The sequence below is a fragment of the Marinobacter sp. BSs20148 genome, assembly GCF_000283275.1.
Classification (GTDB): domain Bacteria; phylum Pseudomonadota; class Gammaproteobacteria; order Pseudomonadales; family Oleiphilaceae; genus Marinobacter; species Marinobacter psychrophilus.
The window spans coordinates 1085080-1098390 of sequence record NC_018268.1 but is presented as its reverse complement, the minus strand read 5'-3'; the positions used below and the strand labels follow the sequence as shown (position 1 = coordinate 1098390).

The 13311-nt window shown below is 55.7% G+C and carries 12 protein-coding genes; all 12 read right to left on the bottom strand.

Going from position 1 to position 13311, the window contains the following annotated elements; genetic code table 11:
- Positions 1-110: 110 nt before the first annotated feature.
- The 12 genes from MRBBS_RS04895 to flhA all read right to left on the bottom strand — a co-directional run bounded on the left by MRBBS_RS04895 (position 111) and on the right by flhA (position 13111).
- Complete coding sequence (locus tag MRBBS_RS04895; protein ID WP_014870324.1) at positions 111-818, bottom strand: chemotaxis protein CheW; 708 nt, start codon at positions 816-818, stop codon at positions 111-113.
- The gene (locus tag MRBBS_RS04890) at positions 811-1608 is read right to left on the bottom strand and encodes a ParA family protein (RefSeq protein ID WP_014870323.1); all 798 of its coding nucleotides are present in this window, start codon (positions 1606-1608) and stop codon (positions 811-813) included. Before MRBBS_RS04890 ends, MRBBS_RS04895 begins: the two co-directional genes overlap by 8 nt.
- A 125-nt stretch (positions 1609-1733) precedes the next feature.
- Entirely contained in the window at positions 1734-2519 is a 786-nt protein-coding gene (motD, locus tag MRBBS_RS04885) for a flagellar motor protein MotD (protein ID WP_041635083.1), read from the bottom strand.
- 16 nt (positions 2520-2535) lie between these two features.
- Complete coding sequence (locus tag MRBBS_RS04880; protein WP_014870321.1) at positions 2536-3279, bottom strand: flagellar motor protein; 744 nt, start codon at positions 3277-3279, stop codon at positions 2536-2538.
- Positions 3279-4418 carry a protein-glutamate methylesterase/protein-glutamine glutaminase gene (locus tag MRBBS_RS04875; RefSeq protein WP_014870320.1) on the bottom strand — a complete coding sequence of 380 codons (1140 nt, stop codon included), beginning with the start codon at positions 4416-4418 and terminating at the stop codon, positions 3279-3281. The genes MRBBS_RS04880 and MRBBS_RS04875 overlap by 1 nt, the downstream gene beginning before the upstream one ends.
- A gap of 95 nt (positions 4419-4513) precedes the next feature.
- On the bottom strand, positions 4514-6556 hold the full coding sequence (locus tag MRBBS_RS04870) for a chemotaxis protein CheA (protein ID WP_014870319.1): 2043 nt from the start codon (positions 6554-6556) through the stop codon (positions 4514-4516).
- Positions 6557-6572: 16 nt separating this feature from the next.
- Positions 6573-7358 (bottom strand): protein phosphatase CheZ, encoded by a 786-nt coding sequence (locus MRBBS_RS04865; protein ID WP_014870318.1) that lies wholly within the window; start codon positions 7356-7358, stop codon positions 6573-6575.
- Positions 7359-7378: 20 nt separating this feature from the next.
- Positions 7379-7762 (bottom strand): chemotaxis response regulator CheY, encoded by a 384-nt coding sequence (gene cheY, locus MRBBS_RS04860; RefSeq protein WP_014870317.1) that lies wholly within the window; start codon positions 7760-7762, stop codon positions 7379-7381.
- A 78-nt stretch (positions 7763-7840) separates the two neighbouring features.
- A complete protein-coding gene (locus tag MRBBS_RS04855; protein WP_014870316.1) occupies positions 7841-8581 on the bottom strand; it encodes an RNA polymerase sigma factor FliA in 741 nt (246 codons plus the stop codon).
- Positions 8582-8608: 27 nt separating this feature from the next.
- A complete protein-coding gene (locus tag MRBBS_RS04850) occupies positions 8609-9421 on the bottom strand; it encodes a MinD/ParA family protein (protein ID WP_014870315.1) in 813 nt (270 codons plus the stop codon).
- Between the two features lie 102 nt (positions 9422-9523).
- Positions 9524-10885: a flagellar biosynthesis protein FlhF gene (gene flhF / locus MRBBS_RS04845; protein WP_014870314.1), complete on the bottom strand. Its 1362-nt coding sequence runs from the start codon at positions 10883-10885 to the stop codon at positions 9524-9526.
- A gap of 57 nt (positions 10886-10942) precedes the next feature.
- On the bottom strand, positions 10943-13111 hold the full coding sequence (gene flhA / locus MRBBS_RS04840) for a flagellar biosynthesis protein FlhA (RefSeq protein WP_014870313.1): 2169 nt from the start codon (positions 13109-13111) through the stop codon (positions 10943-10945).
- Positions 13112-13311: the final 200 nt, after the last annotated feature.

Below are 13311 nucleotides of genomic sequence, written 5' to 3'. Positions count from 1 at the left end.
GGCAGCCTGACCGTCAAAAAATCATCATTAGCGCCCCTATACGCAATTTAAGAGGCATAAATCGTGCCAGCACTACCCTTTGTTAACACTAAACACTCGCTGAGGCCTCCTCAGCTTAAATCCAGGTGCTGTTCGCGCTCGGCGCGAACCAGCAGGTTCGCCATGCTCTGAACGTCAAGCAGGGCACACATCTGCTCAATCACTGTGCCAGCCAGCCATGGCCGCTGGCTTCGCGACGTGCGCCAGCGCACCTGCTGAGGGCTCAACGTAAAGGATTGAGCCACATTATCACAAGCCAGCCCCCAATCACTGTTGTTAAGGTGTATCACAAACCGATAATTAGCGCGTGCATTTGCCGGCGCCCGACCCGCCATAATCCACTCGGCACTGTCGACCACCCGCAGATTTTTGTCCCGGCCCGGGCGAATACCCATATACCAGGCCGGACTTCCGGGCATCGACCTTACATCGTCTTCGATGCGGTGAACGCCCCCTAACAGCACCAAGGGCACTGCCAGCTGCAACCCTGCCACGGTAAAAATCAGACATTCAAATGGCTTTTCGGCCCACTCAGGCCTTGCCTGCGGCCCGGCTATTGGCGACCGTTGCGGAGCAGTCACGGCTTGCACTAATGGCGCAGCAATTGCCGGATCTGGCTTGGCCGGCAGCGGCTGCGACGCTATTGCCACCACCGGTTTGGCAACAGCCTGGGTGTCCTGCTGGTTCGCCTGTTCGGTAGCCGTGTGCAGCAGGTCGTCCAGATAACTGGCGATGGCGGCTTGCGGGTCCGCCAGCTGTGTCATTTTTTTGTCAGCCACCAGACGGCTCCAGCCAAGTGCCGGTTTGCGCCAATAAGTCGTCGAGCAGGCGGCGATAAGCGCGCACGCCGTGGGTTTTGGCGTCTACCGCTGAGGGCACTAATCCGGACTCGCTGGCATCACGGAACTTTGTGTCTACCGGTATGGCAAAACGCCAAAGCTGATGCGGATAGGTATCACGCAGCAGATTCAGACTTTTATTCGAGGCTTGAGTTCGGCGGTCAAATAGAGTTGGCACAATGGTATAGCTCAAGGGGTTTTTCTGCGAACGGCTAATCATGTGCAAGGTATGCAACATGCGTTCAAGACCCTTAATGGCCAAAAACTCGGTTTGCACTGGAATAATCAAATGGCTTGCCGCCGCCAGGCCGTTAACCATCAGCACGCCCAATGTTGGAGTGTTATCCAGCAGCACATAATCAAAATCATCCCATAACTGCGCCAGCGCGCGGGAAATCAACAGACCCATGCCTTCCACACCGGTCATCCGCCTTTCCAGAGTTGCCAGGGCAGTGCTGGCCGGCAGTAAAGAAAGGTTGGCCACGCCGGTGTCAGTAATCAGTTGGGCGGGCAGTCCTTCGGGTACTTTCCCCTGATGTTGAAACAAGTCAAACAGGCTGTGTTTGAGGCTGTCCGGATCATAGCCAAACCAGCTGGTAAGCGAACCGTGCGGATCCATATCCAGCATCAGCACACGCTTGCCACGGCTGGCCAACAGGTCGCCCAAGGCAACCACGGTGGTGGTTTTACCCACCCCGCCTTTTTGATTGGCCACTGCCCAAATTCGCACGTTTGGCTCTCCTGCCTGTCCTCGGCATTTCACACGGCAATGCATTGCCGTTACGTTGTAGTTCGCTATTGAAAAAGCGCCGTTCACTCTTTTTTAAAAGAAAGACTACAGAAATCGTGCCAGGTTCAGCGTATGGCACCGCGAATGCTGGCGTCGCGGGAAATCAGCAGCACCACACGACGATTACGGCGACGGCCTTCGTCGGTATCGTTGCGTGCCACTGGCTGATGTTCGCCGTACCCCACCGCAGCCAGCCGCGCCGGGTCTATGCCATCCATCACCAGCATGCGCACCAAAACCGACGCGCGGGTAGCCGAAAGCTCCCAGTTTGACGGAAAGCGGTCACTGCGAATGGACTGATTATCGGTAAAACCTTCGATGCGAATGGCGTTATCAGTGTCGCGCAGCACGTCCGCAATTTTTTCCATCACTGCGAAGGAGTCGTAATGGGGCTCAGCGTTGGCGCTGCCAAACAACAGGCTGTTGGGCAAATTCAGCTGCAACCACTCATCATCTGCGCTCAGGGATATTACGCCCTCCTCAATCAGTGCACTAAATTCCTGTCCGAGCTGGCCGGCCAGCTCTTCAAGCGCAAGCGACCGGCTGGCGTTGTCTGGTGCTGGCAAACTGGGAGGTGTTTCGGTAACCACCGGCGCAATGACGGAATCGGTGTCACTGCGCCCACCAGCAACCGGCTGATCGCCAACGGTAATAGGCACAACCGAGCGTTCCGGAGCGTTGAAAACACCGGTCAAGGTATTCGACAGCACCTTGTATTTGCCCTCGTTAACCGAAGACACCGAATACATCACCACAAAAAACGCGAACAACAGCGTAATGAAGTCGGCGTATGAGATTAGCCAACGCTCTTTATTATGAAACTCATCTTGAGGGGGCCTGCGGCGTCGCATAAGCAATTAACACTCGCTACCAGGGAAGAAATCCACGCAAGCGGATTTCGATGGATTTCGGATTTTCACCTTCAGCGATGGCAATAAGGCCTTCAATCATCATGTCTTCGTAGCGGGTGCGCTCGCGCACCAGCCCACGCAGTTTATTGGCCACCGGGAAAAAAAGCAGATTAGCCAACGCCACCCCATAGATGGTGGCAACAAAAGCGGTGGCGATTCCGTTGCCCAGTGACTCCGGGTCTTCCAGATTGGTCATTACCTGAATCAGCCCCATCACCGCGCCAATAATGCCGATGGTGGGCGAATAGCCACCCATGGCTTCAAACACCCGCGCTGAATCCAGATCCCGCTGTTCTCGGGTGTCCAGATCTACTTCCATGATGCTGCGAATGGTGCTGCTTTCGGCACCGTCAACCAACAACAGCAAGCCTTTTTGGACAAACCGCTCCGGCTCGCTTTCTGCTAGCCCCTCCAGCCCCAGAAGGCCGTTTTTGCGGGCAATAACGCTCCAGTTCACCACTTTGTCGAGGCCGTCTTCCAGGCTAACAAACGGCGGTACAAATACCCAGCGGGATTGGCTGAACGCATGCTTCAGCACCGGCCAGGAGGTCTGCAGTATGGTGGCTGCCAGGGTACCGCCAATAACAATCAGCGCCGCCGGCGCGTTGAACAACGACGCAAGCGCACCGCCCTCCAGTAAATTACCCCCCAAAATGGCTACAAACGCCAGGATAACACCAAGAAGGCTAAGCACATCCATCAGCAAACTCCATCTTTAAGCCGCTGGCAAACGTCGTTCAGCGCCAGGACTTCGTCACTCAGGCCGGCCTTAGCCACGGCCATGGGCATGCCGTAAATCACCGAGCTTTTTTCATCCTGCGACCACACAATCGAGCCGCTCTGTTTCATCATGCGGCAGCCTTCGCGGCCATCTGCGCCCATGCCCGTTAGTACAATACCCAAGGTTTTACCGGGAAAGCTGCGCGCCAGCGAACCAAAGGTGACATCTACCGAAGGTTTGTAATTGAGCCGATCATCGCCGGGCAATATTCGTATCCGGCCCTGGCCGCCGCGGTTTTCCACCATCATCTGTTTGCCGCCCGGTGCCAACAAAGCCAGGCCGGGGCGCAGCAAATCACCATCTTCGGCCTGGCGCACCTGTATTTGGCATGACCGGTTCAGCCGCTCGGCAAAAGCCGGGGTGAAACTGGCGGGCATGTGCTGTACCAGAATCAGCGGTGCAGGAAAGCTGGCGGGCAGGCCGATGAGCACGTTCTGCAGGGCCACCGGGCCACCGGTAGAGGTGCCGATCGCCACCACTGTGTAGTGCCTGGATGGTGTGCGCCGGTGATGGCGCTCTGGACTGGCAACCGCTGCTGCAGCCGCGGGGCGCTTAGCTATGGGGCGCCGCTGTACCTCTGGAGTCGCAGCTCGGTCAGCCGCAGCCCCAGCCGATGCCTCTGGTGGTTCCGGGGCGCGAGTGCTCCCAAAGCTTTTGGGCCGGCTACGGGCGATACTAACAACACGTTCTACCAATATTTTTTGTAACTGACTGCTGTTGCCGGCAATTTCCTCGAAATTCTTGGGCAGAAAATCCACGGCTCCAGCTTCCAGCGCATCCAGGGTGACCCGCGCACCATCATAAGTAAGCGACGAAAACATCAACACCGGTATCGGGTGTCTGCGCAGTATTTCCCGCACGGCCGTAATACCGTCCATGACAGGCATTTCGTAATCCATGGTAATCACATCAGGGCGCAGTTTCTCTGCTTGCTCTACCGCTTCGCGGCCGTTACTGGCGGTGCCAACCACGGTGATCTGGCCAGACGCACCCAAGATTTCACTCAGACGTTTACGAAAGAAACTGGAATCATCAACAATCAGCACAGAAACCGTCATTTACTTCTCCGGGCAATGCCTGCCACCCGCCAAACCGGCGGCCGTTCGACAATTAATCGACGATGTATCAACAATAGATCGGCGATGTATCGGCGTTAACTGTAATGTTGCAGCAAACTGGGCACATCGATAATCAGCGCAATCCGGCCATCACCGGTAATGGTGGCGCCAGCCATACCCGGCGTACCCAGCAGCCCGCGCCCGAGAGGTTTAATCACCACTTCTTCCTGGCCTACAAGCTGGTCAACCACGAACCCGACCTGGCGGGTACCCATAGACACAATCACCACGTGGCTGTTTTCCGGCTCAACGTTTCCAGCACCGCCACGAATGAGCCAACGCTTGATGTGAAACAGCGGAAATACCTTGTCGCGCACCACAACACATTCGCGACCATCTACCACGTTGGTCTTGCTCAAATTAAGGTGGAATATTTCCACCACATTAACCAACGGCAGTGCGAACGACTGGTCAGCAAGCATAATCATCAGCGTAGGCATGATGGCCAAAGTCAGTGGCACTTTGATCACAATGCTTGAGCCTTCGCCCAACTTTGACACCACGCTAAGCTGGCCGTTGAGCTGGCTGATTTTCGTTTTCACCACATCCATACCCACACCACGGCCAGACACATCGGAAATTTGGTCTTTAGTGGAAAAACCGGCGGCAAATATCAGGTTGTAGCATTCCTGATCGGTCAGCCGGTCGGCGCCATCCTGGTCGTACATGCCCTTCTCGACGGCTTTGCGGCGCAACACGTCGGCGTTCATACCAGCGCCATCGTCGGTGATCAACAGCAGGATGTGATCACCCTCTTGCTCCGCCGACAAGGTGATGGTGCCAACTCTAGGCTTACCGGCCCGTTCCCGCTCTGCCGGGCTTTCAATGCCGTGGTCCACCGAGTTGCGTACCAGGTGCACCAACGGATCCGACAATGCTTCCACCAGATTCTTGTCAAGATCGGTGTCTTCGCCGTGCATCACCAGATTGATTTCTTTTTTCAGGCTGCGAGCGAGGTCACGTACCACCCGCGGGAAACGACCAAACACTTTCTTAATGGGCTGCATGCGGGTTTGCATGACAGCAGCCTGTAGGTCGGTGGTGACCACATCCAGATTGGCCACTGCTTTGTGCATCTGCTCGTCTTCGCTTTGATCACCTAGGCGTTGCAGGCGGTTCCGCACCAGCACCAGCTCGCCCACCATATTCATGATGTCGTCCAGGCGTTTAGTGTCTACCCGCACGCTGGTTTCCGCAGCGGCATTGGCAGCCTCGCGGGCCGGCGCTTTGGCTTGTGCCGGTTCGGCTGGAGCTTTGGCCACTGATGGAACCTTGGCTGGTTCCGGCTTTTTAGCGGACGCTGGCGCGGTGGACGCAGCCGCAATGGCTGCTGTCGGGCTGCCGCCCTTGCCGTGAAGCTGGTCCAGCAGTGCTTCGAATTCGTCGTTAGATATATCGTTTGGCTGGGCACTGCTGGTCTCAGCCACGGTTTCTTTGGCGGCTGCCGGCGCTGCCGGGGCGCCGGCGAACTGGCCTTTGCCGTGGAGTTGATCTAGAAGAGCTTCGAATTCGTCGTCGTTAATGTCGCCATTGCCGCTTGCAACCGGGCCAACCGCACTGGTTTCGCTAGCAACCGCTGACGCTGTTTCGTCACCGTTCAGGGCGTCGAGCAGCTGTTCGAATTCGTCATCGGTAATGTCGCCCTGGTCAGCGCTGGCGGGCGCAGCTGAATGAATCGCGACTTCGCCTTCAGGCAATGCCAACTGATCCAGCCGCTCAATCAGTTCCTGCGGCGCCGGCGTGGGCGCTTCACGCTGACGCACCTCTTCGAACATGGCATTCACGTTGTCCAGGGTTTCCAGGACGACGTCCATCAGCTCAGAGGTTACTTTGCGCTTGTGGTTGCGCAGGGTGTCGAATACGTTTTCCGCCGAGTGACAGCAGCTTACCAAGGCATCTAACTGCAAGAAGCCTGCTCCGCCTTTGACCGTGTGAAAACCACGAAAGATCGCATTTAGCAAATTGCTGTCGTCAGGATTTTGCTCCAGGTCCACGAGCTGCTCAGACAGCAGCTCAAGAATCTCGCCGGCTTCAACCAGAAAGTCCTGCAGGATTTCTTCATCGCCATCAAACGACATGTTTTTTCCTCATTGTTCAGAAACCAAGACTGGACAACAGGTCATCCACGTCAACCTGACCAGACAACACATCTTTGCGTTTTTCTGGCATTATTTGCGGACCCACACCCTGCTCAGCCGAAGGCTGATTATCCTCCATCTGGTGCACGGTACCGGTCAACTGGTCTACGTGGCCGGCCATCACCACCAGGCTCACCAGGTTGTCTTCCACTTCACGCACTAGGGTGATTACATTTTGAATTACTTGACCTGTCAGGTCTTGATAATCCTGCGCCAATAAAATTTCTGAGAAGTTACCGTAAAGCTTGCCGGCGTCGGTGCTCAACGCCCCCAAAAACTGGTCCATGCGAGCGTGTAACTCGCGGAATTCGGTCGGAGCCATATCCCGCCGCCGCAGACGCTGCCACTGCTGGAGCAGATCCTGGGCTTCCTCTTGCAAATGGCGGGCGACCGGCATGCTTTCTTCCACCAGATCCATGGTGCGATTCGCCGCCTGACCCGTCATTTGCACCACGTATTCCAGGCGATCGGAAGCGTCGGTCATTTTTGACAGTGCTTCTTTCTGTTCGGGGCTGCGCGGATCAATCTGAAAATTACGCATGGCTTCGTGCAGGCTGCGGGTTAGCCGCCCTACTTCGTGGTACAGGCCCTGATCTCGCACTTCTGCAAGCTCGCTGATCAGTGCCATAGCGCGCGCATAATCGCCCGCGCGCACGCTCTCAACCAACCGTTCGGACTGTTGCTTTAATTTTTCCGTCAGCTCTGGTTCCAGGGCATGGCGCTCGCCTGTTGACTTGCTCATGGCTTGTATCCACTCCCCGGTTACTGAATTCGCTCAAAGATTTTTTCGATTTTTTCTTTGAGAACGGCGGCAGTGAACGGCTTTATAATGTAGCCGTTCACACCGGCCTGCGCCGCAGCGACAATCTGGTCGCGCTTGGCTTCGGCCGTCACCATCAGGATCGGCAGGGTTTTCAGCTGATCGTCGGCGCGAACATTCTTGAGCAGGTCAAAACCGGACATGCCGGGCATATTCCAGTCGGTCACCAGAAAGTCGTACTTGCCGGTTTTCAGCATCGGCAATGCCGTATTGCCATCGTCGGCTTCGTCGGTGTTGGTGAAGCCCAAGTCACGCAGCAGGTTTTTGATAATGCGCCGCATCGTGGAAAAATCGTCCACAATAAGGATCTTCATATTTTTGTCCAATGAGGACCTCCAATCGTTGAAATCTATTCGAATCTCGTTGCATCACTGCCCGCAACTCGCGGGCTGCAGGCGCTAGAATTATGTATGGTCTGTTTTCCAGTCGGCTAACCGGCTGCGTAAGCGCAAGGCAGCCTGGCTGTGAATCTGGCTGACCCGGCTTTCGCTGACGTCCAGCACAGCACCGATTTCCCTCAGGTTCAACTCTTCCTGATAATAGAGGCTCAGCACCAGTTTTTCACGTTCTGGCAGGGTTTCAATGGCCGCCGCCAAACTGTTACGGAAGGCGGACTCTGACACCCCGTGCAGCGGATTATCATCCGTCTCTGATTGTTCTATCGGCAGTTCGCCGGAATCATTGAGCTCATCCAGACTGAAAAGCCGACCGCTGTTGGAGTCGGCCAGGCAACTGTGGTATTCCGACAGCGTCATATCCAGCTCAGCAGCCACTTCGACATCGTGGGCTTCGCGGCCTTCGCGGCCCTCTACAGCTTTGATAGCGTTGGAAATGCGACGGGAGTTTCGGTGCACCGAACGCGGAACCCAGTCGCCTTTGCGGATTTCGTCTACCATGGCCCCACGGATTCGAATACCGGCGTAAGTTTCAAAGGTCGCACCTTTACCCGTGGCGTAGCGCTGCGACGCCTCAAGCAAACCAATCATGCCAGCCTGCATCAGATCTTCCAGCTGAACACTGGAGGGCAATCGTGCCAGCAGATGAAGGGCAATTTTCTTGACCAGAGGCGCGTGCTCTTCAATCAGCCAGCAAGCGTCTGAAGCACCCGACCGTTGATAGACTCCGAGATCTTTCACCAGTGTCATAAATCCGCTTTTTGTACGGGATGTGTTTTAAACTTCGACGAGCCGCTCTATAAAGAATTCGAGATGGCCCCGCGGTGATGATGGCAGCGGCCAACTGTCCACTTTTTCAGCGAGAGCCCTTATGGCCAGCGAGGCTTTTGCTTGCGGGTAAGCTTCCAACACCGCTTGCTGACGCCGCACCGCTTTTTTAACGGCCTCGTCAAAAGGCACTATACCTACATATTGTAACGCTACATCCAGAAAACGTTCTGTAACCCGGGTCAGTTTTTCATACAAAAGCCGGCCTTCTTGTTCGGTGTTCACCTGATTGGCCAGAATCCGGAAGCGGTTGGTGTGGTAATCGCGATTCATCAACTTGATTAAGGCGTAGGCATCGGTAATCGAAGTAGGCTCGTCGCACACCACCAGCAGCAGTTCCTGGGATGCCCGCAAAAAGCTGACCACCGATTCGGAGATGCCTGCGGCCGTATCCACAATCAGTATGTCGATCTGGTCGGCGATGTCGCTGAAGGCGTGAATCAGCCCGGCGTGCTCCATAGCACTGAGCTGGGTCATGCGCTGGGTACCTGATGAGGCCGGCACAATCTTGATGCCGCCGGGGCCGTCTACCAGCACATCACGCAAGTCGCAGTCGCCATTGAGTACGTCTTGCAGATTGCGCTTGGTTTTCAAGCCTAACAGCACATCGATGTTGGCAAGCCCCAGGTCGGCGTCTAACAGCACCACCCGACGGCCCTTTTGCGCCAGAGCAATACTCAGGTTGACCGACACATTACTTTTGCCAACGCCACCTTTACCGCCAGTGACCGCAATTACCTGAACCGGATGTGCTTTACTCATACTGATGATGGCCTCTTGCCATGTTTAACCGGGAACGGATGTAGCCGCTGCCCCACTGTTCTTCACTGCCCGCTTGCTGTGATGCTTTTACAACCGGCATTTTTAAGACCCGCTGGCAACTGCCTGCTCCTGCCGCAAACCCTTCAGACGTTCTACACCGAGTTGCACCAGCGCAAGCGCTTTCGCCGGGTGCAAGTCTTGGGGTATTTTCTGGCCGTCGGTGTACCAAGCCACCGGCAGACTGGTTTCCATAACAAATCCCAGCGCTTCGCCCAGAGTCAGAGCCTCGTCGATCTTGGTAATCACACAACCGGCAAGGTTTGCCATCTTATAGCAATGCCATACGGATTTCATAATCCGCGGCTGGCTGGTGGCAGACACCACCAAATGTGTACGGATTTTGTGATGACTGCGGACTAGCTCGGCCAATTGTTCCTGATAGCCCCGATCGGTGCTGGTCAGCCCGGCGGTATCAATCAACACCAGGCGACGATCAGACAACTCATCCAGAATTTCATCCAGCGGGTGGCTTTCATCAACCACCCGAACCGGCACGTTAAGAATACGGCCAAACACAAACAATTGCTCGTGCGCCGCAACCCGATAACGATCAGTGGTAATCAACGCCAGGGAGTCGGCTCCGTGGCGCAGCACGTAACGTGCCGCCAGTTTGCCGATGGTGGTGGTTTTACCCGCTCCAGTAGGTCCAACAAGAGCAAATATGCCGCCTTCATCCAGCCATTCCTGGCGTGGGGTACGCACACCGTTAACCAGCATTTTGAGAGACTGCTTCCAGCCATCCTCCAGGCGCACGGCTTGGTGACGGCGGGCGAGATTGTCAGACAGCTCGCGGCTAAGGCCGAACTCACCCAAACGTTCTGCCAGGCGCTGCTGAAGCGCCGTAACATTGGCGTCAGCACTGGTGTCTTTTAACGCGGCAGGCGCGGTCTGACCGCTCATCAGCTCGCGCAGACTGCTCATTTCAGAACGCATGGCCGCAAGCTCCCCGGCATAACCCGCAGGCTGACCGCTTTGCGCTGCCGCATTTTGGCTACGCTCGTCAGCGCCGGCCGGCAAAGTTATGCCGCCCTCTGCAAACGGATCTGCACTGGTCATGTTAGCAAAGCCATTGACAGTTTCAGCAATGGAACCGTAACCGGCCTGGCTGTCGGCGCGCTGATCGCGCACACCGCGGATGCGCTCACGGGAGCGGCCAAGCTCGTCTTCCAGGTGGCGCTGCTGGTCTGCCTGCAGCTCTGCCAGATGAGTGCCGCTGGTGGCTGTCACCGCTTTGTCACCCAGGCGTTGGCGCGCCATGTTTTCGTCGTAATCGAGGGCCGTCACAATTTCAACGCCGCCATCTACCCGGCGGTTGGAAAGTATCATCGCATCCGGCCCCATGTGTTCGCTGACCTGCTTCAGGGCTGCGGCCATTGTAGGTGCAAAAAAACGTTTTACTTTCATGCTTTCTCATCCTTTGCCGGGAACGCGGCTGACGTTATCCGAGTGTCGTCTGCGCCGTTACTGGCCTACCGACGCTACGATGGTAATCTGTTTGTTATCCGGCACTTCCTGATAAGACAGAACGTGCAGGCGTTCTATGCCGTAACTGGCGAACTTTGCCAGCACCGGCCGCAGCGGGCCAGACACCAGCAGAATCGCTGGTTTACCGAGCACTTCCTGGCGCTGCACGCTGTCCTGCAGTGAGCGCTGGAGTTTTTCCACCATGTTCGGCTCTAGCACTAGCCCGATATCGTCCTGCGCGCCGGATTGTTGACTCTGCTGTACAGACTTAAGCAATAACTGTTCCAGATCTGGATCCAGGGTAATCACCGGTATTTCGGATTCGTTACCAACGATGCTTTGCACAATCATCCGCCGCAGGGCTTGACGGGTTGCCGTGGTCAAGACTTTCGGGTCCTGACTGCGCGGGTGCATATTCACTATGGATTCGGCGATAGAGCGCATATCACGAATAGGCACTTCTTCTTTTAGCAAATTCTGCAGCACTCGCAGCAACACGCTGATGTTCACCGCTGAAGGCACCAGCTCTTCCGCCAGTTTCGGCGATACCTTTTCCAACTGGTCCAGCCACTTCTGCACTTCTTCATGGCCCAGCAACTCATAGGCGTGGGTCTGCAGAATCTGATTCAGGTGAGTAGCCACTACGGTGCTGGCGTCTACCACGGTGTAGCCCAGGCTTTGGGCCTGGTCTTTTTTCTCTGGCTCTATCCAGATGGCATCAAGGCCAAAAGCCGGATCTTTGCCTTCTATACCCTCCACTTTGCCAAACACCTGGCCGGGGTCGATGGCCAGCTCACGCTCCGGGTGAATATCCGCTTCGGCAATGGTGACGCCCATCAGGGTGATGCGATAAACGTTGGGCATTAAGTCCAGGTTGTCGCGGATATGCACCGAGGGCATCAAAAAGCCCAAATCCTGGGACAACTTTTTACGCACGCCTTTAATACGGCTAAGCAACTGCCCGCCCTGGCTTTTATCCACCAACGGAATAAGACGGTAGCCGACTTCCAGGCCTACAATGTCCACGGTGGCAACGTCGTCCCAGCCCAGCTCGCGATTCTCTGCCGGTGCCGGTAAAGCCTGGCTACCACTGTCGCCACTGACCAGTTCACCACCGCTGGTACGACCAGCCGTTCCTGCACCGCCACGTACCGGGAATTTGTCACCTTCTTCAACTATTTGTTGATTTTTCTTCCAGGTAAGCCAGGCCGCTGCCGCCGCCAGCGAACCCAAGCCCAGAAAGGCTACGTGGGGCATACCAGGAATCAGGCCTAGCAAAATCAGAATACCGGCAGCAATAGCAAGAGCTTTGGGCACATCGAACATTTGCTGCAGAATCTGGCTGCCCATATCTTGGCTGGAGGTGGTTCGAGTGACCATAATCGCCGCCGCCGTAGACAACAACAGCGACGGGATTTGGGCCACAAGGCCGTCACCAATGGTCAACAGCGCGTAGCGCTCCACCGCTAAGCTAAAATCCAGCCCGTGCTGGGCCATACCAATAGCAATCCCGCCAATGATGTTGATCGCCAGAATTAGCAGGCCCGCAACCGCGTCGCCTTTTACAAATTTCGAAGCACCGTCCATGGAGCCGTAGAAATCGGCTTCTTCGGCAACTTCCCTACGGCGAAATTTGGCGTCTTCCTGATTAATCAAACCGGCGTTCAAGTCGGCGTCGATGGCCATTTGCTTGCCGGGCATAGCATCCAGGGTAAATCGGGCGCTCACCTCCGACACTCGACCAGCACCTTTAGTGACCACCAAAAAGTTGATGATCATCAGGATGGCAAATACCACCAGGCCAACAGCGTAGTTACCGCCAATCAACACCGCACCGAAAGACTCAATCACTTTACCCGCCGCATCCCCGCCATTATGGCCTTCCAGCAGCACAATACGGGTAGACGCGACGTTCAGCGCCAGGCGTAGCAAAGTCGCCAGCAGCAAAACGGTGGGGAACGCAGCAAAATCCATCGGCCTTAAGGCGTACACGCACACCAACAGGATCACGATGGACAGGGTTATGTTGAAGGTAAAAAACACGTCCAGCAAAAACGCCGGTACAGGCAAAATCATCATGCCCAGCAATCCCATCAGCATCAGTGGAACCCCGAGGTTCCCCTGCGCCAAGGATTTGACGTTTTTAAAGACTAAAGCTAAGTCCATGCCGGATTTCTCTCTAATGATTACCTAATTGGGTCTGGCTTGATCTAAATTGATCGGATCTGACCTAATTTCTGGCGCATTGGCGCGTTTTAACAGGTACTTCGCAAAAACCATACCAATCTTCAGGAAATCCCCTACAACTTTCTGCTGCCAGCAGCCTGACGCAAACCACCAGATACGGTATCCTTTCGCTATTTTGT

Coding starts and splice junctions, on each gene's coding strand:
- motD (WP_041635083.1), bottom strand. CDS start 2,519: ATGCGACGCCGCAGGCCCCCTCAAGATGAGTTTCATAATAAAGAGCGT.
- MRBBS_RS04880 (WP_014870321.1), bottom strand. CDS start 3,279: ATGGATGTGCTTAGCCTTCTTGGTGTTATCCTGGCGTTTGTAGCCATT.
- MRBBS_RS04875 (WP_014870320.1), bottom strand. CDS start 4,418: ATGACGGTTTCTGTGCTGATTGTTGATGATTCCAGTTTCTTTCGTAAA.
- MRBBS_RS04870 (WP_014870319.1), bottom strand. CDS start 6,556: ATGTCGTTTGATGGCGATGAAGAAATCCTGCAGGACTTTCTGGTTGAA.
- MRBBS_RS04865 (WP_014870318.1), bottom strand. CDS start 7,358: ATGAGCAAGTCAACAGGCGAGCGCCATGCCCTGGAACCAGAGCTGACG.
- MRBBS_RS04855 (WP_014870316.1), bottom strand. CDS start 8,581: ATGACACTGGTGAAAGATCTCGGAGTCTATCAACGGTCGGGTGCTTCA.
- MRBBS_RS04850 (WP_014870315.1), bottom strand. CDS start 9,421: ATGAGTAAAGCACATCCGGTTCAGGTAATTGCGGTCACTGGCGGTAAA.
- flhF (WP_014870314.1), bottom strand. CDS start 10,885: ATGAAAGTAAAACGTTTTTTTGCACCTACAATGGCCGCAGCCCTGAAG.
- flhA (WP_014870313.1), bottom strand. CDS start 13,111: ATGGACTTAGCTTTAGTCTTTAAAAACGTCAAATCCTTGGCGCAGGGG.